This is a genomic window from Actinoplanes sp. NPDC049598, from assembly GCF_040675435.1.
Lineage (GTDB): Bacteria > Actinomycetota > Actinomycetes > Mycobacteriales > Micromonosporaceae > Actinoplanes.
In genome coordinates this window covers 1-22536 of sequence record NZ_JBFAOX010000045.1, presented here as the reverse complement: position 1 = coordinate 22536, position 22536 = coordinate 1, and the positions used below count along the sequence as shown (strand labels likewise).

Here is a 22536-nt window from a genome sequence, read left to right as displayed (position 1 = left end):
GCGATTTTGTCGGCTACTTTCCAGTCACTTTCGGCAAAGCGGCTCTGAGCTGCTCAGACACGCCGGAGAAACCAAGACCTAAGGAAAACTTAAGGTTCTCGTACGGAGTGACCCGGCCCACCCGGTGAACCTTTCGGCGCTGTCCTGCGAACCCTCCTGCGTGCGGGCGCATCGACGCCCGTACGGAAGGAGATGATCGGCATGCGACACCTGGCGACAGGGGGCGCCGTCGCGCTGGTCGCGATCGGCGTGTTCGCCACGCCCGCGCGCGCCGACGTCGACGGCTTCTCGGTCAAGATGGACCAGGCGCCCGCGACGTTCACCATCGGCAAGGCGGCCAAGACGCTGACCGCGGTGATCTCGACCGAGCGGGAGGGCCGGCGCTGCCTGAAGGTGCGGTGGGCGCTCACCGTGGAGACCAAGGGCGTCAGCCTCGACCAGGTCCGGGTCACAAGGGTCGAGAACAATCAGGAGTTCGGCGTACGGACGGCCATCGAGAACGACGCGGCGCAGATCGTCGACCGGCAGGCCGACCCCGGTCAGCTCTGCCGGGACCGCACCGTGACCGGGCAGTGGGCGGTCGCCTTCACCGGACCGGACGACGGCGAGGTGACCTTCACGGCCCGCGCGCTCGACGCGACCGGCCGGGTGCTGAGCACGTCCGGCTCGCAGGCCCGGGTGGTCAGCCCGGTGGCCGCCAGCACCGCACCGTCCGCCTCTCCCACGCCGTCACCGAAACCCAGCGCCACGGAGGACGCCCCCGTCGCCGAGGACGTCGTCACCGAGGACCCCGGGGAACCCTCGGCGGGCGCCCTGGTGCCGGCCTCCAGCAGCACGAGCGTGCTGGGCATCGGCCTGATCATCGGCGCCCTGATGGTCTTCCTGGGCGTGGGCATGCTGCTGCGGCTGCGCGCCCGCAACCGCCGCAACGCCGCGCTGGCCGAACTGCCGACCGGTTTCTACACCGCGCCGCGCCGCAGGTAGTTGTCGATCGTGTCGCTGATCCGGCTGACCCGGGGCGGCCGGCGGGTTTAGGTTCGGCATCGATATCAGGAGATGCAAGGGGGCATCACCATGACCGATCGTTTCGATCCCAACATCCCGCCCACCGGCCCGACCGACCCCGCCATCGAAGGTGAGTTCCTCGGCATCGTCGGCATCACCGAACGGCCCACGCTCGGCAAGTCCAACCTTGTCGTCAACCGGGCGAAACCGTTCGACATCGAGGTGCAGTGGCGCGTCTTCGGCAACCTCGTGCCGCTGTGGCTGACGGCCCTGTCCGTCCGGACGCAGGACTGGGTGGTCACGGCCTTCGCCGAGGCCCAGGGCCCCGGCGACGAGGTCTCGCTCGGAGAGGTACGGGTACCGGTCCGCGGCCCGTTCTTCGGCCAGGACGAGCGGTACACGGGCCGGCTGACCGTGCCGGCCTTCACGCTGCCCGAGGGCGACCCGGGCAACACGACCCAGTCCGGCGTCTACAAGATCGTCGTCACGACGTTCCTCGACTCGGACCTCGGGCCCGTCGGCTACGACATGATGGGGTACGCCGAGGGCCCGATCATCAAGGTCGAGGACCCGGAGTAGGAACCCGGCCGGCCGGCGCGGCCCGGACAACGGCGTCCGGATCCGCCGGCCGGTCTTCTCCGTTCCACCCTCAGGTCACATCGACGCCTTCGATGGTGATGCCGCCGAGGGAGCCCACGTGCCGGGCCGAGAAGTCGCCACGGTCGATGACCGTCAGGCGGGGCCGGGACTTGCCGACCACCACGCGGCGGCCGCACGAGTCGTCGGTGCAGACGAAGAGCACCTCGTTGGCGTTCTCGGCTTCGCAGATCATCTCGTGAAATGCCATGTGGGTCTTTACCCCGGTTGGACCGGCTTCAACCACCCGCTGTTCGGAGGGAACCGTGGACGAAACCTCGCGCATGACCCCGGCGGCGCGTGCCGCCCTCGTCGCGCTTTCCCAGGGCAGCTGTGACTTCCCCGGCTGCCGCACCCCCGTCATGGTCTTCCTGGGCGCCGAGCCCGAGGTCAACATCGAGCCGGTACGCATCCGCGGCACCGACCCGGACGGCCCCCGCCACACCCCCGGCCTGACCGACGCGCAACGCGACTCGTTCGACAACCTGCTGCTGCTCTGCGTCCCGCACCGCAAACTGATCGACCGCGACGAGAAGGCCCACCCGGTCGAGCTGCTGGCCACCTGGAAACCGAAGCCCGGCGGCCCGCTGTCCACCCTGACCGGCCTGACCGAGCAGCGCCTGGACGCCCTGCTGACCTCGGCCTTCACCGCCGCCCAGCACGAGATCGACGAGGCCCTGACCGCCTTCGAGAAAACCGAGCCGGCCGCCGCCCAGCTCCTGCGCGAACTGACCGACACCCTGCACGACCAGCGCAGCCGCTACGGCGCCGACCCCCGCACAGCCGAAGCCCTGACCAAACTGAACGAACGCCTGGACGCCCTGATGACCGGCGAGAAACCCGCACGCCCACCCCGCATCAACATCGGCTGGCGCTCCCCCACCCCCGCCGCGAGCTGAGGCCGCCCGACCGGCGCGGTTGTCGCGGCCGGGACGCGGTTGCCGCGGCCGGGACGCGGCGCGTCAGAACTGCAACTGCGACTGGGACTCGGTCCGGCGGCGCGCCTCCTGGACGTCCAGCATCAGCTCGTCCCAGATCGGATCGGCGCGCAGCGGAGCCACCCCGGACGGCCCGCCGACGCGCGCATGCGAATATTCCCACCAGGCGGCCACCCGCACCGGCCAGAGCCCGACCTGAACCGCCCCGGCGATGAAGCAGCGGTGGGCGAGCAGCGTGGCCGCGAGCGTCTCCGGGTCGAGGTCGAGCGTCCGGTCGTCGACCGCCTTGCCCAGCGCCCGCACGTCGCGGTGCATCTCCGAGTAGGCGATCAGGCCCGGCATCGCCGGCAGCCGCCGGTGCGCGCCCGGCTGGACCACGTCGTCGGCGTAGGCCGGGTTGAAGACCACGTCGTCCACGGTCACGATCAGCGGCAGCGACTTGCGCCCACGCCGCACGTCGAGCTGCACCGCCGGCGCCTTCGTGGGCACGAAGACGGACTGCGCGTCGAGGATGTCGTCCGGATCGAGCTGAACCGTGTCCCCGATCGCGGCAATGTGCACGGTGAGCAGACCGCGACGCACAGCGACCTCAGCATTCGGAACCTCGCCCAGCGCGTCCACGACCTCGAAAACCTGCACGCACCCGTTATACGCCATCCGCTCCAGCTCACCGCACGTGTTAACGCATGGTTTCTGATCTATAACTTGAACATTGCGGTGGGAGCGCTCCCATGCCATGCTGTCGGGGCAGCCGGAAAGCGATGCCCCTCGATGCCTCCGGCTCATCCCCGCCACCGCATGTCTCGAGGAGCCACCACATGAGACCTGTCCTCATCCGCGGCCTGACCGCGGCCGCCGCAGCAACGCTCGTCTCCGGTCTCGGCGTAGCCGTCGCGACCAGCGCGAGCGCGGCGGCCGGCTGCCGGGTCGACTACACCGCCAACAGTTGGAGCACGGGCTTCACCGGAGCCGTGACCGTGACCAACCTCGGCGACCCGATCTCCGGCGGCTGGCGTGTCACCTGGGCCTTCCCGGGCAACCAGCAGATCACCCAGGGCTGGAGCGCCACCGTCACCCAGTCCGGGCAGAACGTCACGGCGACCAACCCCTCCTGGTCCCCGTCGATCGGCACCAACGCGAGCGTCAACTTCGGCTTCAACGCCAACTACTCGGGCACCAACACCAACCCGGCGAGCTTCTCGCTCAACGGCACGGTGTGCACCGGCACCGCGGGACCCACCACGCCGCCGGCCACCACGCCCCCGGTCACGACTCCGCCCGTCACCACCCCGCCGGCCACCACGCCCCCGGTCACGACCCCGCCGCCCAACAACGGCAGCAAGGTCGACAACCCGTACGTCGGGGCCAAGGGCTACGTGAACCCGGAGTGGAAGGCCAAGGCCGACGCCGAGCCCGGCGGCAGCCGGGTCTCCAGCAACCCGACCGCGGTCTGGCTCGACCGGATCGCCGCCATCGAGGGCACCGACGACAGCAGCTCCAACGGCTCGATGGGCGTCCGTGACCACCTGGACGCCGCTCTCGCGCAGGGCGCCGGCTACATCCAGTTCGTGATCTACAACCTGCCCGGCCGTGACTGCGCCGCGCTCGCCTCCAACGGCGAGCTCGGGCCGAACGACCTGCCGCGTTACAAGGCCGAGTACATCGACCCGATCGCCGCGATCCAGGCCGACGCGAAGTACAAGAACCTGCGCATCATCAACATCGTCGAGATCGACTCGCTGCCCAACCTGGTCACCAACACCTCCGGCCAGGCCGGCGGCACCGCGACCTGCGACACGATGAAGGCCAACGGCGGTTACGTCCAGGGCATCGGTTACGCCCTGAACAAGCTGGGCGCCCTCAGCAACACCTACAACTACGTCGACGCGGCGCACCACGGCTGGATCGGCTGGGACTCGAACTTCGGCCCCACCGCCGACATCATGCTGCAGGCCGCGCAGGCCTCCGGCAGCGTCAACAACGTCACCGGCTTCATCACCAACACGGCGAACTACTCGGCCCTGCGTGAGCCGTTCGTGCAGCCCACCACCACGGTCGGCGGCCAGAGCGTCCGGCAGTCCAAGTGGATCGACTGGAACCAGTACACCGACGAGCTCAGCTTCGCCCAGGCGTTCCGCACCAAGCTGGTCTCGGTCGGCTTCAACTCCAACATCGGCATGCTGATCGACACCTCCCGCAACGGCTGGGGCGGCTCGCAGCGGCCCACGGCGGCCAGCACCTCGACCGACGTGAACACCTTCGTCGACGCCTCCCGCATCGACCGCCGGATCCACGCCGGCAACTGGTGCAACCAGTCCGGCGCCGGCCTCGGCGAGCGCCCGACCGCGGCCCCGGCCACCGGCATCGACGCCTACGTCTGGGTCAAGCCCCCGGGCGAGTCGGACGGCTCCAGCTCCCTCATCCCGAACGACGAGGGCAAGGGCTTCGACCGGATGTGCGACCCGACCTACACCGGCAACGCCCGCAACGGCAACAGCATGAGCGGCGCCCTGCCCAACGCCCCCATCTCCGGCGCCTGGTTCTCGGCCCAGTTCCGCGAGCTGATGGCGAACGCCTACCCGGCCCTGTGACCACCGGGTAGCAAAGACCGCCGGGCCCCGCTCTAACCCACGAGGAGCGGGGCCCGGTGTTTTACGCACGCTTGGGCGGCCGAGTCCGATAAGAAAGAACGTGTGGAAATCACCAAGGTCGCCTGGACCGTCACCGGCCGCCGCCTCACCGCGGCGGCCGGCTCCGTCGTCGGCAACCGCTACGCCGACAACTACGACGTCCTGCACCTGGATCCCGGCGACCCGCTGGCCGTGGTGGCGGACGGCATGGGCGACGGCCCCGGCAGCACCGTGGCCGGCAGCACGGCGGTCGAGGTCTTCCTCCGCTCCCTGCACGAGGCCTCCTTCTCCCCCGAGCCCGCCGCGCTGCGAACCGCGGTCGCCGAGGCCCAGGAGGCCGTACGCCGAGCGGGCAGCAACCTGCCCCAGCTGACCGGCAGCACCCTGACCGCCTTCGCGGCCGCCGGCAGCGCCGACGCCGACGCCTGGCTCGTCCAGCTCGGCGACTCGCGCGCCTACCGCCTGCGCGACGGCCTGCTCGAACTGCTCACCACCGACCACACGATCGCCTGGGTCGGCGTGCTGCACGGCTGGTTCGCCGCCGACTCGGAGGAGGCGGCAGCCGCGCGTTACCGCCTGACCCGTTACGCCGGCCACCCCGACGCCCCCGAACCCGACCTGCTGAACGTCTCGCTGCGCCCCGGCGACGTATACCTGCTCTGCACCGACGGCGTCTCCGACCAGCTCACCTACGAACACCTGACTCGCGTCCTCTCCGCCGACGACCCGGCCGCCGCAGCCGCCACCCTCCTCGACGACACCCTCACCGCCGGCGGCGCCGACAACGCCACGGCGGTCGTGATCCGCGTGGAGCGCACGGTCTGACTGCTGACCTTCTTGCTGCGAGCATCTTTCTGCTCGCATCGCCCTCTGTCGTCAGACCTCGGTTTGTCAGACCCTGGGTGGACGCGCGGCCGGAGCGGCTGCACCATGATGGACCCCTCGGTTACCTCGCGAGGGAGTTCACAGATGGCCAGGACGCTCAGCTATGCCGACGCCGCCCGCCTGCTCGGCGGCGTGGACAGCAAGCTGGTCACCGCCCTGGACGCCGTCACCGGCGGCCTCTTGCTGGCCGCCGTGCCCGCCTTCCCGGCCGTCCTCGCTTTGTTCGACGCCAAGGCCGAGTTCACCCGCCTCAGCCGCGAGCTGGTCCGCGGCGCCGCCGAGCAGCGCTCGGGGCTCTCCCGGCACGGGCGCACGAAGCGCATCGAGGCGGCCCACTCGATCCTCGTGGTGACCGCGTTCTTCGAAGAGCTGGCCGAGGCCGACCTGCCGTTCCGCTTCGCCGACCTCGAGCTCACCCGCGCCGAGCAGGAGTCGCTCGCCGCCGGCGGCGCTGGGAAGGCGCTGGCCCACGACAGCGTGGCCCTTCCCGTCCCGCTGCCGTCGCCCCGCGAGCCCGACGAGGTCTTCCGGAGCCGGCTATCAGCGTTCTACCAGGTCCTCGCCGTGTCGACCTCAACCTTCGTCAAGGGACTGGCCATCGTTGATCGACTGCCGGCGACCTTGTGGGACCGCGCCATCGAGGTGGTCGGCGCAGTCCCGGGGCGCGCCGTCGATCGATACGAGCAACTTCTCCGGCAGCTCGCGGTGGACTTCCCCGAGGTGGGCCTCTGGTCGGCCGGCCGCCGTCATGCCGCGACCCAGGCCGAGGTGGCCGGGCTCGCCACGGCGATGTCCGGCATGCAGCGCCTGCTCACCGACATCTCCACCGGCCGGCATCCCGACGACCGCCGCGCGGCGATCGCCAACGCCTATCGCGCGGCCCTCGATCGGCCGATCGTCGAGTCGTCCGACGCACCGGCCGGGTTGCGCATCCCGACGCTGGCCGAGGCGTATGTGCAGCCGTTGTTCCGGGTGGCCCGGGTGGCGCCCGGGGTGCCGCCCAGCGACGAGAAATGGTGGTCGGCGCAGCCGGTCCGGGCCGACCTCGACGAGTTCCTGGCCGGTCAGCTGACGTCGCCCGCGGCCGTCACGGCGCCGCTGCTGGTTCTGGGCCAGCCCGGCTCCGGCAAGTCGGTGCTCACCAAGGTCATGGCCGCTCGCCTGCCCGCAGCCGACTTCCTGCCGATCCGGGTCGTGCTGCGCGACGTCCAGGCCGACGCCGAGCTGCAGGATCAGATCGAGTGGGCGGTCCGCGCCGCCACCGGCGAGCGAGTCGAGTGGCCGGCGCTGGTCCGCTCGGGCCCCGACACCCTGCCGGTCGTCATCCTCGACGGCTTCGATGAGCTGTTGCAGGCGACCGGCGTCAGCCAGACCGACTACCTGATCCGCATCGCCCGCTTCCAACAGCGCGAGGCCGGCCAGGGCCGCCCGCTGGCCGTGCTGGTGACCAGCCGCACCAGCGTGGCCGACCGGGCCCGGGCTCCGGAGGACACGGTGGCGCTGCGCCTCGAGCCCTTCGACGACGCCCGCGTCGAGGCCTGGCTGCGGGTCTGGAACGAGGCCAACGCCGGCTGGCTCGCGACCCGTGGACTGGCCTCGCTGGCCGCACCGGCGGTGCTGCGCCATCGCGAGCTGGCCGGCCAGCCCCTCCTGCTGCTGATGCTGGCCCTCTACGACGCCGACGGCAACGCGCTGCAACGCCTCACCGGCGACCTGGGGCAGGGCGAGCTGTACGGCCGGCTGCTGCGCAACTTCGCCACCCGCGAGGTGACAAAACACCGTCCCGATCTCGACGATCGCGGCCTGGCCCGCGCCGTCGACGAGGAGCTGCACCGCCTCGCCGTAGTGGGCCTGGCCATGTTCAACCGCGGCGCCCAGTGGATCACCGAGCCGGAGCTGGAAGGCGACCTGGCCGCGCTGCTGGTGACCCCACCACCGACGAACCACTCGGACATGCGGGCCCCGCTCAGCGCGGCCGAGAAGGCACTCGGCCGCTTCTTCTTCATCCATCGTTCGCAGGCGTCCCGCGACGGCGGCGACCTGCGGACCTACGAGTTCCTGCACGCCACCTTCGGCGAGTACCTGGTCGCCTGGATCGTCTGGCGCGCCCTGCGCGAGATCGTCGCCCGCGAGGCCGTGTCGGAGTTCTCCCTGAGCGCCGCCCCCGCCGACGACGACCGTCTGCACGCGCTGCTGTCGTTCGCGCCGCTCTCCAATCGCCTGCCGATCCTCTCCTTCCTGGCCGAGAACACCGGTGCCCTCCCTCAGGACCAGCGCGCCGCCCTCACCGACCTGGTGCTCCGGCTCTTCCGGGCCGCGCACCACCCGCGCCCAGGCCGGGCCTACGACGCCTATCGGCCGCGCCGGCAGTCCGTCCCAGCCCGGCACGCCGCCTACAGCGCGAACCTGGTCCTGCTGGCCACCTGCCTGTCGGGCCGGCTCGAAGCGAGCGACCTGCTCGGGCCCGTCGCCCATCCGGTCGGCGCCTGGCATCAGGAGGTCCTGCTCTGGCGCTCGCAACTCACCAGCGACGAATGGTCGGGGATCAGCAAGGTCCTCGACCTGGAACGAACCTGGGCGGGCGACCAGCGCAGCTTCCGGCTGACGTTGACCGAGGGCGAGGTTCCTCCCCCGCCGGTCGACCCCGCCTGGACCTACGAGCTACGGGAGGCCACCGGCCGGATGGACGTCTACGGGCAGCACAGTGCCGCTCAGCTTGCCCGCAAGGAGTACCTCCAGTGCGGAAATCTGGACGACGTGCTCATGCACACGGTGGCGCCGCTGCTCGAATCCCTGGCCACGACGGTGAACGTATTCACCGACACCCGCGACGGCGGGTACGCGTCTGCGGCTCATCTTCTGCTCAAGGCGTGGCTCCTTCCGCTCGGGGCCGTGTCGCCCGCGGATCGGAGTGACGCTTATCTGCGCTGTGTCGACGCGTCAGCGTCGCTCACCATCGAACAGCGGCAGAGCTACCTCCGGTTGCTCTTCGATCGCGCGGCCACAGACGCCGGCATGACCATGAATCTCGTTTGTGCGTTGTTGCGGCGATACGAGCAGCTGCACCCCGACAGCGTGAGCGACGAGATCATGACAGCGATGGCGCGCTGCGTTCTGACGTTCCTGGATCGCACGGACGAGACTCCCGCCGAGCAACTGGGCCAACTCGAACGGGTCCTGGGACAACTCCGGCCCGGGTTCGAGCCCGACGAGCCGGAGCCGGTGGCCCGAATGTGGGTTCGACTTGCTGAGCTGGGTCGGTATCCCCGTCGAGACAGGAGCGTCAGCTGGCCCGATTTTCCGGATCTGACAAGACGCTGGAAGACCGCGGGCCAGGAAGAGGTCCCGGCCCCGCCGGCGTCGGCGGGGCCGGGTCGGTAGCGGTACCTCAGTTGCCGGATTCGTAGAGGGAGGTGATCTCAGCGGCGGAGAGGGCTCGGTCGTAGAGGTGGACCTGGTCGACGGTGCCGTCCAGGTAGTCGACGGGGTTGCCGCCGTACTTGCCTCGGCCGATGACGGTGTTGCCGGTGGGGGCGGCCTGCGGGAGGCAGGCGCTGACCGAGCCGGCCAGGCTGCCGTCGACGTAGAGGCGGAGCTCGCCCTTGACCGTGTCGCGGACGCCGACCAGGTGGTACCACTGGCCGGGGTTGGGCTTGAACGAAGCGAGGGCGCGGACGCCGGCGAAGCTCATGGCGAAGCGCTGGTCGGCGCCGGAGTACTGGAGGAAGAAGTCGCTGTTGGTGGGGCCGTCCTGGCTGATGACGGTCTGGAAGGCGCCGTCGGCCTTGTCGAGCTTGACCCAGGCGGCGGCGGAGTAATCCGATGCCGTGTTCAGCAGGGGGGAGCCGGCGTCGAGGAACTCGGTGGAGCCGTTGAGGGCTACGCCCTGGCCGTTGTGGCCCTCGACGAAAGTGCCGGCGGGGGTCAGCGAGCCGTAGGAGCCGTCCAGCGGCCAGAAGGCGATGCCGGTCAGGCCGGGGGTGCCGGCCGGTGGCTGCGGGACCGAGGCGCCGCTGCCGTTGGCCTGGCGGACGATCTTCTGGTTGATGGCCTTGACCTTGCGGAGGTCCATCTTGGTGACCTGGCGGTCGTACGTGAAGAAGCCGTTGAGCTCACCTTCGACGTCCGACAACTGGGTGTAGATCGCGGCGCTGATGCCGCAGTACTGGGCCGATGTCAGCACGTCCTCCTGGTTGCCGACGTACTTCGCGGTCAGCGTGGCCGAGTCCGGCTCCATCTCGTAGGCCTGGCCGTCGCCGAACCACATGTGGTTCGACGTCTTCAGGCCGTAGCCGCCGTGCTCGCCGTCGATCGACACCCTCGTCTCGGACGGGGCCGGGGAGGCCGGGCCGAGGTACTGGTGGAAGTCGATCACGTCGCCGGCGCCCGAGTCGCCCTTGGAGTTGCAGCAGTTGACGCCGCTGTGCGCGTTGACCAGGCGGGACGGGTCCTGCTCCTGCACGCTGGTGGCGATCCGGCCGGTGGCGGCCCGGTCCCACTCGCCCCAGCCCTCGTTGAACGGCACCCAGGCGACGATCGACGTCCACGACGAGTGCTCGCGGACCATCTCGTGCAACTCGGCCTCGAACTGGTCACGCCACTCGGGCGGGATGGGCCCCGTGTTCGACGACGGCATGTCCTGCCAGACCAGCAGGCCCAGCTTGTCGGCCCAGTAGTACCAGCGGTCGGGCTCGACCTTGATGTGCTTGCGGACCGCGTTGAAACCCATCGCCTTGTCCTGCTGCAGATCCCACTTCAGGGCGGCGTCGGTCGGCGCGGTGTAGAGGCCGTCGGGCCAGAAACCCTGGTCGAGGTTGGCCATGTTGAACAGGATCTTGCCGTTCACGGTGATCCGGAGCTTGCCGTCGGCGCCCTTGGCGGTGCCGACCGTGCGCAGGCCGAAGTACGAGCCGACCGTGTCGACCGTACGGCCGCCGTCGACCAGCGTGACCGTCAAGTCGTACAGGAACGGGTTGTCCGGCGTCCACAGCTTGGGCTTGGCGATCGGCAGCGACAGAGAGGCCCCCGCCGCCCCCGTGACCGAGCCGACGACCCGCGAGCCGTCGCGGGCCACCGCCTTGACCGTGAGCCCGCTGCCGCCGGCCACGTTCACCTTGAGCTGCAAAGCGGACAAGGACGGCGTGGTGTCCACCGAAGTGATCGAGGCGGCGGGCACCGGCTCCATCCAGACCGTACGCCAGATGCCGGAGCTGCCCTGGTAGAAGATGCCGCGGTCGCTCGTGCGGCGCTGTTTGCCGATCGGCTGCCCGGTGGCGTCGGTCAGGTCCTCGGCCCAGACGATCAGCTCCTGCGGGCCGGTGCCCTTCAGCGCGCCGGTCACGTCGACGTCGAAGCCGTCGTAGCCGCCCCGGTGCGTGGCCACCTGGGTGCCGTTGACGTAGACCTTGGCGTCGTAGTCGACCGCGCCGAAGTTCAGCCGCAGGCGGTTGCCCTGTCCGACTTTCCAGTTGGCCGGCACGGTGAAGGTCCGGCGGTACCACATGCGGTCTTCGTGCCGCTGGATGCCGCTCAGGGCGGATTCGATGGGGTACGGAACCAGCACGCGCTCGCCGAGGCTCTGCCCCGCCGGTACGGCCTGGTTGACGTCGGCCTTGGCGAACTCCCACACCCCGTTGAGGTTCTGCCACTTGTCACGGGTGAGCTGGGGCCGGGGGTAGTCGGGCAGGGCGTTGGTGGGCCCGACCTTGCTGGTCCACGGGGTGGCCAGGGGTGGGATGCCGGGATGCCAGGTCGGGGCCGCGCTGGCGGGCGCGGCGGCGGTGCCTACGAGGAGAAGTACGGCGGCGGCTAGCAGAGCATGTCTTTTCACGCGCGAAGATCCCTTCGGTCGCTCGTGTTACGCCATGAGCCAACACATTTCAACAATGTTTCACAGGTAGCGTCAAGGACTCATGAACATCGATGTGTGCCCGAAGAGGCAAGACCTGAAAAGGCTGGACCCGGCGGGGCGGGAACCCAGGTGCACCCGAACAACGCCTGTTCGTTACACCACCGGGGCTCAACCGGCCGCCGCGGCCGCCGACTCATATGACCATGAGCGTGAGCAGCGAAATCCGGCTCCTGGGCCCGGAGACCGTCGACGAGCCGCAGGAGGCGCTGCTCGCCGACCTCGTCGCGTTCATGACCAAGGACACCCCCTCCGTCCAGCACGTCCTCGACCTGACCCGCCCGCACCTGATCCGGGCGGCCGGTCTCACCGCCGCCACCGTCTTCGAGCTCGACGCCGAGACCGGCATGCTCTTCCCGACCGCCCAGTTCGGCGAGCCGGGCAAGCGCGACGCCTTCACCGCCGGCAAGGTGTTCCGGCTCGCGGCCGGCGCCCCGCCGAAGGTCACCGGCGAGCAGATGCCGATCCGCCTGCGCATCGGCGGGCAGACCGTCGGCGTCCTGCTGCTGACCGGAAGCGCCCTGGAGACGCTGCGCGCCGACGTGCTGGCCGCGCTCGCCCTGCACTTCGCCACCACGCTGCAGGGCCTCACGGCCGAGAAGCAGCGGCAGTGGGTCTCGCACAACACCGCCATCATCCGCCGCCTGTTCGAGGAGGGCATGGCCGCGACCAGCGTCGAGGCCGCCGGGCGGGTCCTGGCCGGCGCCGCCGCGGACGGCTTCCGCACCGAGCACGCCGCGGTCTTCCTGATCGACGGCAACGGCATGATCAACTACGCGCACGGGGTCAACCTGCCCGACGGTGACAGCGCCCTCGCGCCGACGCTCGGCCAGTCGATCGACCAGAGCCCGATCTGGCACGCGATCAAGGACGGAAAGGTCTCGCTGACCAACGACGCCGCCACGGCCAACGTGCTGCCCGGCGGCCCGGTACGCGTGATCGGCCTGAAGTCGTACATCGCCATGCCGTTGATGTCGGCCGAGGGACCCGTCGGCATGATCTTGTGCGGGGACTCCTCGGCGCTGCGGGAATGGACCTTCCGCGACCGGATCTTCGCCGAGCAGCTGTCCGTCGAGGGCACGCTGATCGTCGACAGCGCCGGCATGCGGCAGGCGGCCCAGGCGCACGTCGCACAGCTGAGCCACCAGGCGTTCCACGACTCACTGACCGGGCTGCCGAACCGGTCCTACCTCATCGAACGGGCCGAGGCCGCGGTGTCCGACGCGGCCGGCCACGGCGGTCAGGTCGCGCTCATGGTGCTCGACCTCAACGGCTTCAAGCAGGTCAACGACACCGAGGGGCACCAGGCCGGGGACGCCTTGCTCCAGCAGGTGGCAAAAAGGCTTCTCGGTGCCGTACGCGACGACGACGTCGTCTCGCGCCTCGGGGGCGACGAATTCGCCATCCTGCTGACCCGCGACCCGGACGACGCCGTGGCCTCGGCCGTGGCCGACCGCATCTGCGACCGGCTGCGGCAGCCGTTCACCATCGACGGCAAGCAGGTGACCGTGGGCGGCAGCGTCGGCTTCGCGCTGTACCCGGAGGACGCCACCGACTACGAGGCCCTGATGAAGGGGGCCGACGCGGCGATGTACGAGGCCAAGCGCGACACCAAGCAGCTCGGTGGCGGCAAACGCCGGGCGCAGTCGCCGCTCAGCTGAAGATGCCGGCCACCGACAGGCCGACGACGGCGCCGGCGACCAGGAAGCCGGCGCCGAACTTGCGCGTCTCGGGGAACCAGGCGCACGCGCCGATCAACAGATAGAGCGGGATCCAGCCCCAGTACGGGGCGGAGAGACCGGCCAGGGACGGGAACGCGGTCATCGGGCCGAGCGAGAACAGGCAGGGGCCGCCGCAGCCGAGGGCGATGCCGGCCAGCAGCCCCGCCAGCAGCCCCCGGTCGATCATCTCGGCCGGCACCCGGGGCGAGGCCACGGTCAGGGTCGGGTCGGCGTCACCGGCCAGGTGGGTCAGCGTGATGACGTAACCGGCCGGGTCGTGCACGACGAGCACACGCCCGTCGGGCCCGGGCCCGTCCTCGACCCGGCAGCCCGACTCCTCCCAGAAGTGCCGGATCTCGTCGTAGATCGCGTCCGCGGTGTCGCCGAGATCGGGCAGGTGGCCGCCCCGGAGAACCCGCGCGCCCTCCCCCGGCGGCGGCCGCAACAGCGCGGCCGGAATCGGCACCAGGCGAAGGCCGGCGTGCGCGTGCAGGGTGGCCTCGAGGCGTTGTTCGACGCCGCGCGTGGCCTGCGCCCGGCTGAGACCTTTCACCCCGCCGACGATGCCAGCCTTCCGCCCGAAATTTCGTGAAATAGCGCCTGGGGCGAGAGGGGCGGGCGCGGAAGGGCCGACTGGCAGGCGCGCAGGGGCGGGTTGGGCTGGGTAGGGGTGGGCCGGGGTCGGGGTCAGGCGGCGCCGTCGGCGACTCGGGTGGTGCGGGCGCGCAGGGTGTCGCTCGGCTCGGGGCGGCCGGCCAGGTCGTCGCGGAGGCCGGTGAGCCAGACGCGCAGGTCGGCTATGACATACAGGTCCTGGCCGAGGTCGTTGGGCCAGGGCACGGGCACCGGCGGGGGCACCTCCGGCAGGGCTTCGCCGCGCTGCAGGGAGGATGCGGCCCGGGTGAAGCAGGTGGCTACGTCCTCGGCCGCCGCGGTCAGCTGGGCGTCGCATGGCAGCAGGCCGCCGGCCGGGCACGAGCGGACCAGGGCCTCCGCGCCGCGTACGGCGTGGTGGCCGGCCAGCAACGTCGCCTGCCAGTCGACCGGGGAGTCCGGGTGGCGTTCGCTCTGGTAGAGGGCGAACGACGCCTCGGCCAGCAGGCTCGCGCCCCGGGCCTCGGGCAGCGCGCTTCCCTGATGCGAGCCGCGGGCCATCACCGCGACCGTTTCGCGGACGACGCCGGCCGAGGCCGCCATGAAGTTCGCCGCGGCCCGGCGCAGCTCCCCCGCGCCGCCCCGCGGCCAGGCGAACAACCCGATCAGCACGCCGACGATCGCCCCGATCACCACGTCGAGCACGCGGACCTCGGCCAGGCGCCAGTCGACCGGCGTCACCTGGGCGAAGACGAGCGTGATGACCAGCGTGAACAGCGCCTGGGACCAGCCCAGGCCGAGCAGCGGGCCAGCCGACTGGCCGAGAAGCATCACGAGCGGCAGGAGTACGGCGTACACCGTGGGGTCGAGGCCGAGCAGCAGCAAGCCGGCCGCCACCACGGACCCGGCGATCGTGCCGATCAGGGCCGGTTTCAGCGCCGAGCGGGTCTCCGCGGCCGACGCCCGGAGCACCGTCATGATCGTCAGGAGGACCCAGAAGCCGTGCGACAGGTCGAGCTCACCGGCCACGAGCCGGGCCACGGCCAGCGCCGCCGCCAGCCGCAGCGCGCCCTGGAAGGCGACCGAGCGGGGTGTCAGGTTCTCCTTGAGGCGGTGCCACCAGAGGTACGGGGTGCTCCGCGACGCGTACCAGAACGCGCTGGGCTCGAGCAGCGAGGTGGGCCGCTCCCCGCCCGCGATCCGGATGGCGACGACGAGCGTCTTGGTCCACTCGCCGAGCGACAGGGCGAGGGCGCCGAGCTCGAGCCGTTCCGGTGGCAGGCCGCTCGGGTCGGTCTCGGTACGCGCTTTTCGGAAGTCGGCCAGGGCGGCCCGCAGCCGGTCGGTGTCGGGCAGCGGCCCCGTGCCGTACAGCCAGCCGGCCACCGTGTCGGTGCAGCCGGCCGCCGCCCGCAGCAGCCGGGCCGACGCGGGGCGGGTGACCGCTTCCCGGTCCGGCTGGAAGTAGAGGTCCGCGGCCCGCCCGACCAGCAGCCGGGTGGTGCCGGCGGCCGCGCTCAGGGCCCGGTCGCGCCGGCTCGCCGAGGCCGGGCGCAGGCCGGGCGGCAGGTGGGAGGGCCGCAGCGCCTCGGCTGCCTCGGTGACCTCGGGCAGCAGCGCGGCCAGCCGGGAGCGCCCGTCCTGGCCCGACCAGTCGTCGGCGAGCGCGTCGAAGCAGGCGGCCAGCCGGGAGACGGCCAGGGCGAGGCGCTCGCGGTACGGCGTGGGGGTGGGATCGGGCCAGAGCACCAGCTCGGCCACTGCGAGCAGGACGACGGCCATCGTCACGCCGGCCAGCCGCTGCCCCAGCGAGCCCGGGTCGTACGGCGGGAAGCACGGCAGAATGTAGAGCAGCTGCATCCCGGCCGCCAGCCCGACCAGGCGCGGGCCGCCGACCCCGACGAAGCTGACCGTGAAGCCGAGCACGAACATCCCGGCCGCGGCCGCCCAGTTGCTGACCGACAGCAGCGTGCCGATGGTGACGAGCAGCCAGACGACCGGCAGGACGGCGATCAGCGTCTTGGCCCGCTGGCGGGGGCTGCCCGGGATGGTGGAGAGCGCCCCGAGGGCCACGGCGCCGAAGAGCGCGTACGGCGCCATGGCCGGTAGGCCGAAGACGTACTCGCAGAGGTAGAAGCCGAGGCAGGCGACCAGCGTGACGCGGGCCGCCCGCCGGATCACCGTGAAGGTGGGATCCCGGCGCCGTAACCAGTCCATCCAGGGATTATCAGACGAAGGAACTCTCGCCGGTGATGGCCCGCCCCACAATTAAGGTATTGATTTCCCGGGTGCCCTCGTACGAGTAGAGGGCCTCGGAGTCGGCCACGAAGCGCCCGATGTCGTAATCGAGGACGATCCCGTTGCCGGCCAGGATCTCCCGGGCCCAGCCGACCACCTCGCGCATGCGGGTCGTGCAGTACGCCTTGGCCAGCGCCGAGTGTTCGTCGCGGTACTGCCCGGCGTCCTGCAGCTGGGCCAGCCGCACGCACATCCCCAGGGAGCCGGTCACGTTGCCGACCATCCGTACCAGCAGGTCTTGAATCAGCTGGAACGAGGCGATCGGCTTGCCGAACTGCTGGCGCTCCTTGGCGTAGTTCAGGGCGATCTCGTACGCGGCCAGCATGACCCCGACCGCCTCCCAGGCCACGCCGCTGCGGGTCTGCCGCAGCACTTTCGCGGTGTCCTTGAAGGAGTTCGCGTTCTGCAGCCGGTCGGCCTCGGGCACGCGGACGCCCTCGAGGACGATGTCCGCGTTCTGCACCGTACGCAGGGCGATCTTGTTCTCGATCTTGGTGGCGGTCAGGCCGGGCGTCTCCCGCGGGACGACGAAGCCCTTGACCTTGTCGTCCTCGACGTCGCGGGCCCAGACCATGATCAGGTCGGCGAACGTGGCGTTGCCGATCCAGCGCTTGTTGCCGTCGAGAACCCACTCGTCCCCGTCGCGCCGGGCCGTCGTGCGCAGGCCGGCCGCCACGTCGGAGCCGCCGGTGGGCTCGGTCAGCGCGAACGCCCCGATCTTGTCGAACGCGGCCATCGGGGGCAGCCAGCGGGCCTGCTGCTCGGCCGACCCACAGGTACGGATGCTGCCCATGGCCAAACCGGCGTGCACCCCGTAGAAGGTGGCCATCGACGCGTCGGCCCGGGCCATCTCCAGCGCGAGCCAGCCGTTGAGCAGGTTCGAGCCCTGGCGGCCGGCGATGTCGAGATCCGCGTACCGCTTGATCAGGTGGTGCGGGAACTCGGCGCGGGCCCAGTGGTCGTTCGCGATCGGCACGACCTCGGCGTCGAGGAAATCGTGGACCCGCCGCACGACGGCGGCCTCGTCCTCGGGTAGCAGGTCCTGAAAGGCGTAAAGATCACCGTCGAGCATATTTGACTCCCTACCCTCATCGGCCGGGTCCTAGACTTCGGACCCATGCTCACCATGCAGGACGCACTGGCCCGGTTGACCGCGTACTGGACCGCTCAGGGTTGCCTGACCGTCCAGCCGATGAACACGGAGGTCGGTGCGGGGACGCTGAACCCGGCGACCTTCCTGCGCGTGCTCGGCCCCGAGCCGTGGCGGGTCGTGTACACCGAGCCGTCCGTGCGGCCCGACGACTCCCGCTACGGCGAGAACCCGAACCGCCTGCAGACCCACACCCAGCTCCAGGTGATCCTCAAGCCCGACCCGGGCAACCCGCAGGAGCTCTACCTGGGCAGCCTGGCCGCCATCGGCATCGACGTGAACGCGCACGACGTCCGTTTCGTCGAGGACAACTGGGCCTCCCCCGCGCTCGGCGCCTGGGGCCTGGGCTGGGAGGTGTGGCTCGACGGCCTCGAGATCACCCAGTTCACCTACTTCCAGCAGGCCGGCGGGCTCAACCTCGACCCGGTGTCGGTCGAGATCACGTACGGCATCGAGCGCATCATCATGGCGCTGCAGGACAAGACCCACTTCAAGGACATCGAGTACGCCGACGGCATCTCCTACGGCGAGGTGTTCGGCCAGAGCGAGTACGAGATGTCGCGGTACTACCTCGACGACGCCGACGTGGCCGCCAACCGGCAGCTGCTGGAGATCTACGCGGCCGAGGCCCAGCGGCTGATCGACGCCGGCCTGCCGGTGCCCGCCCACACGTACGTGCTCAAGTGCTCCCAAGCATTCAATGTGCTCGACTCGCGCGGCGCCGTCTCCACCGCCGACCGGGCCGCCGAGTTCGCCCGGATGCGCCGCCTCGCCGGTGACGTGGCCAAGCTGTGGGTGGCCCGCCGCGACGAGCAGGGCCATCCGCTCGGTCTCGTCGAGCCGCTGCCGCCGGCCACGCCGTACTCCACCCCGGCCGAGCGCACCCAGCCGCGCACCCTCGTCTTCGAGATCGGCACCGAGGAGCTGCCGCCGTCCGAGGCCCGGGCCGCGCTGGCCTACCTGCAGAAGGCGCTGACCGAGGGCCTCGCCGGCACCCGCCTGGCCCATGATGAGATCCGGACCTTCGCCACACCCCGGCGGCTGGTCGCGGTGGTCGCCTCCGTCGCGGCGCGTGAGACCGACCATGTACGGACCGTGAAGGGCCCCAAGGTCGGCGCGCCGGCCAAGGCCGTGGAGGGGTTCGCCCGCAGCCAGGGCATCCCCGTCGAATCGCTGGCCGTAGGCGACGTCAACGGCGTACAGCACCATGTCGTGGAGAAGCACGAAGCCGGTGGCGCGGCCGCCACCGTGCTGGCCGCCGTGCTCGCGAAGGTCGTCTCGGGCCTGCGCGGGGCCAAGAACATGCGGTGGAACGACCCGCAGCTGTCGTTCAGCCGGCCCGTCCGCTGGCTGACCGCGCTGTGGGGCGACGACGTGGTGCCGGTGGCCCTCGGCACGCTCGCCGCCGGACGGCAGACGCGGCTGCTGCGGACGTCCGAGACGCCTGTGGTGGAGATCGCGTCGGCCGAGACGTTCATGGAGACGCTCGCGCTGGCCGGCATCGTGGCCGACCCGGAGGACCGGCACGACCTGATCGTGACCGGCGCCCAGGACCACGTCTATCCGGAGGGCCGGGTCGACGTGGCCGGCGAGGCGGCGCTGATCGAGCAGATCAGCTATCTCGTCGAGGCGCCGACGCCGCTGCTGGGCACGTTCGACGAGAGCTACCTGTCGCTGCCGGACGCGGTGCTGACCACCGTGATGAAGAAGCACCAGCGGTACCTGCCGGTGCGGGACTCGTCGGGCGCCCTGCTGCCGATGTTCGTGACCGTGGCCAACGGGCCGGTGGACGTCGAGCTGGTCCGGGCCGGCAACGAGGCCGTGCTGCGGGCCCGCTACGAGGACGCCGCGTTCTTCTACCGGGCCGACCGGTCAACGTCGCTGGCCGACATGCGCTCCCGGTTGGACCGGCTCACTTTCACCGACAAGCTGGGCTCGATGGCCGACCGCTCGGCCCGGATCGCCACGCTCGCCTCCTCGATCGCCTCGTCGCTCGGCCTGTCGTCGGCCACTCTGGGCCGAGCCGCCCGCCTCGTGAAGTTCGACCTCGGCTCGCAGCTCGTCACCGAGATGACCTCGCTGGCCGGTGTGATGGCGCGCGATTACGCGCTGCACGCGGGTGAGCCGCGCGACGTCGCCGAGGCCGTCTACGAGGCCGAGCTGCCGCGCAACACCGGCGACGCCCTGCCCGCCTCGATCCCGGGGGCGTTGCTGTCGCTGGCCGACCGGCTCGATCTGGTCGCCGGACTGGCGGCCACCGTTGGGCTGCCCACCGGTAGCAGCGACCCGTTCGCCGTCCGCCGGGCGGTGCTGGGCCTGCTCGCCGTGCACCGGGCCCACCCGGCCCTGTCGGACTTCTCGCTGACCTCGGGCCTGGCGGCGGCGGCGGAGCAGCAGCCGGTGCCCGTCTCGGCCGAGGTGCTGACCGCGGCCGGCGAGTTCCTGGCCCGGCGTCTCGAGCAGGCGCTGGTCGAGGAGGGCGCCCCGGTCGACCGGGTCCGCGCCGCCCTGATCCACTACGACCGTCCGTCGGTGGTGGACGGCTTGCTCGCCCAACTCGCCTCTCTTGTCGGCAACGCCGACTTCGTCGCGGTGGCCGCGGCCATTCAGCGGGCCCGCCGCATCGTGCCCGCCGAGACCGTCGCCGGCTACGACCCGGCCGTCCTGCAGGAGCCGGCCGAGCTGGCCCTGCACGAGGCCGTCTCGGCGGTGAAGGCCGACTTCGGCCCCGACCTGGTCGCCTTCACCACGGCCGTCGGCCCGCTCGTGTCGCCGCTGGCCCGCTTCTTCGACGAGGTCTTCGTGATGGCCGACGACCCGGCCCTGCGCGCGGCCCGCCTCGGCCTGCTGGCCACGGTCCGCGACCTGGGCGCGGGCCTGCTCGACTGGCCCGAGCTCCGCCTCTAGGTTTCATCCGATCACAACGGGCCGCGCCGATCGGGCGCGGCCCGTGCTGTCTCGGCCAGAGTGGATCCCGTGATCGCGGCATTGAATCAACTGGTCGTCCTGGTCGAATCGCTCGAGGAACTGGACGTCGGCGAAGTGGCCCGGAAGCTCGGCACCACCGAGCACCACCTGCGCCGGATGTTCTCCTCGCTGGCCGGCATGCCGCTGTCGGAGTACATCCGCCGGCGCCGCATGACGGTCGCCGCCGCCGACGTGGTGCGCGGCCGGGACGACCTGTTGAGCATCGCCGTCCGCTACGGCTACAGCTCGGCGGAGGCGTTCGGCCGCGCGTTCCGGGCCGTGCACGGGGCCTCCCCCGGCGACGTCCGCCGCGACGGCGGCCCCCTGCGGTCACAACCCCAGCTCAGGTTCCGCCTGACCGTCGAAGGGAGCACCCCCATGGACACCCGCATCGCCCACCGCCCCGCGTTCCGGCTCGCCGGGCACGCCGCCCGCGTCCCGCTGATCCACCACGGCGTCAACCCGCACATCCAGCAGCACATCACGGCCCTGCCGGCCTCGGAGCATCAACGCCTCAAGGACCTCGGCGACACCGACCCGGCGGGTCTGCTCCAGGTCAGCGACGACCTGGACCCCGACCGTACGGAGGGCAGCCCGCTCACCTACCTGCACGGCGTCGCCGTCACGGCCGCGACACCCGTCCCCGAAGATCTCGACACCATCGACGTGGCGTCCGGGACGTGGGCGGTGTTCCGTACCACCTCGTTGCAGGAGACCTGGGCCGCCACCGCCACCGAGTGGTTCCCCTCGAACCCGTGGCGACTACGCCCCGGCCCCGAGATCGTCGCCGTGATCGACCCCGGCACCTGGGAACTGTGGCTCCCGGTCGAGGCAACCTGACCTGGGTCCCCGACCTCGAAGGCACGATCACCGGCGGTGAGCTGTTGCGCGGCTGGGGCCTGTCCGAAGTCTGGCGGAACCGCCTGGACAGGCCCGGCCCCGCCTCGGTGATCGTCAAGCGGGGCCCCGGGAACTGGCCCACGAGGGACAGCGCTACCGGGAGCTGGTCATCCCACTACGGATCCGGCGTGATCGTGCTGGAGGACCTGGGCGGCCATGCCCTGCAGGCTCACCCTTCGGTGGACCGCACACAAGCCCGCACCGCCTGCTCGCCGAGCCCGTCTCGCCGCCGACCCTGCGATCCGGTCAGTGGAGGAACTTGAGCCCGGCCACGCAGGCGATGATGCCCGCCAGGAGCAGGATCTTCAGCAGGGACGCCGATTCGGTGCCGGTGGCCATGGCGTAAACCACAGTGAGGACGGCGCCGATGCCCACCCAGACGGCGTAGGCGGTCCCGACCGGCAGGTCACGCATGGCGTAGGCAAGCCCACCCATGCTGGCGACAATGGCCACCCCGAAGACGATCGTGGGAACCGGCCGGCTGAAGCCTTCGGACTTACCGAGGGCAGTCGCCCAGACGGCCTCAAGAACACCGGACATGACGAGAACGAGCCAGGACATGACAATCTCCCTGGCACCGTCTTTGCGCACACCGGGTACGGCACCCCTCGTCCGGGAGCCCCGCCGGGCTCACCCCTGAATCGTGGCAAACCCCGCCCCTTAGCGGCAACACCCGCGGTGGTGCTTCATCTCTCCACCCGCCCACCTCAACTCCGCCCCGACGGCCCCAGCGCCGGCTCAACCCCGCCCCGGCCCCGGCACCAACCCGGCCCCGGCTCAACCTCGGTCATGGTTGAACGTGTTCAAGTGGGTCCGTACCAAGATCGGTGTTTCCGGCGCTTGGTTAGTAGGTTTCGGCGGCCGGCCAGCGGTCACCGAAGGTGATGGCGAAGGCATTCAGCAC

The 22536-nt window shown here is 71.0% G+C and carries 16 protein-coding genes and 1 riboswitch; of the genes, 9 read left to right on the top strand and 7 right to left on the bottom strand.

What is annotated here, in order from left to right; translation table 11 throughout:
- The first annotated feature begins 201 nt into the window (after window positions 1–201).
- Both AB0J66_RS47860 and AB0J66_RS47855 read left to right on the top strand, forming a co-directional pair.
- Window positions 202–984, top strand: a complete 783-nt coding sequence (locus AB0J66_RS47860) for a hypothetical protein (protein ID WP_364675665.1) — start codon at window positions 202–204, stop codon at window positions 982–984.
- A 90-nt stretch (window positions 985–1074) separates the two neighbouring features.
- Complete coding sequence (locus AB0J66_RS47855; RefSeq protein ID WP_364675662.1) at window positions 1075–1584, top strand: hypothetical protein; 510 nt, start codon at window positions 1075–1077, stop codon at window positions 1582–1584.
- Window positions 1585–1654: 70 nt separating this feature from the next.
- Here AB0J66_RS47855 and AB0J66_RS47850 read toward each other — a convergent pair whose 3' ends face one another.
- Window positions 1655–1852, bottom strand: a complete 198-nt coding sequence (locus tag AB0J66_RS47850; RefSeq protein ID WP_364675659.1) for a hypothetical protein — start codon at window positions 1850–1852, stop codon at window positions 1655–1657.
- Between the two features lie 55 nt (window positions 1853–1907).
- Between AB0J66_RS47850 and AB0J66_RS47845 the strand changes: the two genes are divergently transcribed.
- Window positions 1908–2540 (top strand): hypothetical protein, encoded by a 633-nt coding sequence (locus AB0J66_RS47845; RefSeq protein ID WP_364675657.1) that lies wholly within the window; start codon window positions 1908–1910, stop codon window positions 2538–2540.
- A gap of 63 nt (window positions 2541–2603) precedes the next feature.
- On the opposite strand, the gene AB0J66_RS47840 is transcribed toward AB0J66_RS47845, so the two are convergent.
- Window positions 2604–3218 (bottom strand): hypothetical protein, encoded by a 615-nt coding sequence (locus AB0J66_RS47840; RefSeq protein ID WP_364675654.1) that lies wholly within the window; start codon window positions 3216–3218, stop codon window positions 2604–2606.
- Window positions 3219–3397: 179 nt separating this feature from the next.
- Here AB0J66_RS47840 and AB0J66_RS47835 point away from each other — a divergent pair, with 179 nt between their 5' ends.
- From AB0J66_RS47835 to AB0J66_RS47825, 3 genes are all read left to right on the top strand, one after another.
- A complete protein-coding gene (locus tag AB0J66_RS47835) occupies window positions 3398–5170 on the top strand; it encodes a glycoside hydrolase family 6 protein (RefSeq protein WP_364675652.1) in 1773 nt (590 codons plus the stop codon).
- Window positions 5171–5272: 102 nt separating this feature from the next.
- Entirely contained in the window at window positions 5273–6034 is a 762-nt protein-coding gene (locus tag AB0J66_RS47830) for a protein phosphatase 2C domain-containing protein (protein ID WP_364675649.1), read from the top strand.
- Between the two features lie 144 nt (window positions 6035–6178).
- Window positions 6179–9475 (top strand): hypothetical protein, encoded by a 3297-nt coding sequence (locus AB0J66_RS47825; RefSeq protein ID WP_364675646.1) that lies wholly within the window; start codon window positions 6179–6181, stop codon window positions 9473–9475.
- Between the two features lie 7 nt (window positions 9476–9482).
- On the opposite strand, the gene AB0J66_RS47820 is transcribed toward AB0J66_RS47825, so the two are convergent.
- A complete protein-coding gene (locus tag AB0J66_RS47820) occupies window positions 9483–11924 on the bottom strand; it encodes a LamG-like jellyroll fold domain-containing protein (RefSeq protein WP_364675643.1) in 2442 nt (813 codons plus the stop codon).
- Window positions 11925–12154: 230 nt separating this feature from the next.
- On the opposite strand from AB0J66_RS47820, the gene AB0J66_RS47815 reads away from it, so the two are divergent.
- On the top strand, window positions 12155–13663 hold the full coding sequence (locus AB0J66_RS47815) for a sensor domain-containing diguanylate cyclase (RefSeq protein WP_364675641.1): 1509 nt from the start codon (window positions 12155–12157) through the stop codon (window positions 13661–13663).
- Here the strand turns inward: AB0J66_RS47815 and AB0J66_RS47810 are convergent.
- The 3 genes from AB0J66_RS47810 to AB0J66_RS47800 form a co-directional block, all read right to left on the bottom strand.
- Window positions 13656–14276, bottom strand: coding sequence for a hypothetical protein (locus AB0J66_RS47810; protein ID WP_364675638.1), 621 nt, complete (start codon window positions 14274–14276; stop codon window positions 13656–13658). The genes AB0J66_RS47815 and AB0J66_RS47810 overlap by 8 nt on opposite strands.
- Before the next feature lie 134 nt (window positions 14277–14410).
- On the bottom strand, window positions 14411–16534 hold the full coding sequence (locus tag AB0J66_RS47805; RefSeq protein ID WP_364675635.1) for an FUSC family protein: 2124 nt from the start codon (window positions 16532–16534) through the stop codon (window positions 14411–14413).
- Window positions 16535–16544: 10 nt separating this feature from the next.
- Complete coding sequence (locus AB0J66_RS47800) at window positions 16545–17687, bottom strand: acyl-CoA dehydrogenase family protein (RefSeq protein WP_364675632.1); 1143 nt, start codon at window positions 17685–17687, stop codon at window positions 16545–16547.
- A gap of 45 nt (window positions 17688–17732) precedes the next feature.
- Between AB0J66_RS47800 and AB0J66_RS47795 the strand changes: the two genes are divergently transcribed.
- Window positions 17733–20672: a glycine--tRNA ligase gene (locus tag AB0J66_RS47795; RefSeq protein WP_364675630.1), complete on the top strand. Its 2940-nt coding sequence runs from the start codon at window positions 17733–17735 to the stop codon at window positions 20670–20672.
- 69 nt (window positions 20673–20741) lie between these two features.
- Complete coding sequence (locus AB0J66_RS47790; RefSeq protein ID WP_364675627.1) at window positions 20742–21572, top strand: helix-turn-helix domain-containing protein; 831 nt, start codon at window positions 20742–20744, stop codon at window positions 21570–21572.
- A gap of 306 nt (window positions 21573–21878) precedes the next feature.
- Here AB0J66_RS47790 and AB0J66_RS47785 read toward each other — a convergent pair whose 3' ends face one another.
- Window positions 21879–22193, bottom strand: coding sequence for a multidrug efflux SMR transporter (locus AB0J66_RS47785; RefSeq protein WP_364675624.1), 315 nt, complete (start codon window positions 22191–22193; stop codon window positions 21879–21881).
- Window positions 22194–22203: 10 nt separating this feature from the next.
- A riboswitch (guanidine-III (ykkC-III) riboswitch) is annotated at window positions 22204–22267 on the bottom strand.
- Between the last annotated feature and the right edge of the window lie 269 nt (window positions 22268–22536).

Bases quoted from the DNA above. Each gene is read 5' to 3' on its own strand.
- AB0J66_RS47855 (WP_364675662.1), top strand. From the start codon at position 1,075: ATGACCGATCGTTTCGATCCCAACATCCCGCCCACCGGCCCGACCGAC.
- AB0J66_RS47785 (WP_364675624.1), bottom strand. From the start codon at position 22,193: ATGTCCTGGCTCGTTCTCGTCATGTCCGGTGTTCTTGAGGCCGTCTGG.
- AB0J66_RS47850 (WP_364675659.1), bottom strand. From the start codon at position 1,852: ATGGCATTTCACGAGATGATCTGCGAAGCCGAGAACGCCAACGAGGTG.
- AB0J66_RS47800 (WP_364675632.1), bottom strand. From the start codon at position 17,687: ATGCTCGACGGTGATCTTTACGCCTTTCAGGACCTGCTACCCGAGGAC.
- AB0J66_RS47835 (WP_364675652.1), top strand. From the start codon at position 3,398: ATGAGACCTGTCCTCATCCGCGGCCTGACCGCGGCCGCCGCAGCAACG.
- AB0J66_RS47805 (WP_364675635.1), bottom strand. From the start codon at position 16,534: ATGGACTGGTTACGGCGCCGGGATCCCACCTTCACGGTGATCCGGCGG.
- AB0J66_RS47825 (WP_364675646.1), top strand. From the start codon at position 6,179: ATGGCCAGGACGCTCAGCTATGCCGACGCCGCCCGCCTGCTCGGCGGC.
- AB0J66_RS47795 (WP_364675630.1), top strand. From the start codon at position 17,733: ATGCTCACCATGCAGGACGCACTGGCCCGGTTGACCGCGTACTGGACC.
- AB0J66_RS47860 (WP_364675665.1), top strand. From the start codon at position 202: ATGCGACACCTGGCGACAGGGGGCGCCGTCGCGCTGGTCGCGATCGGC.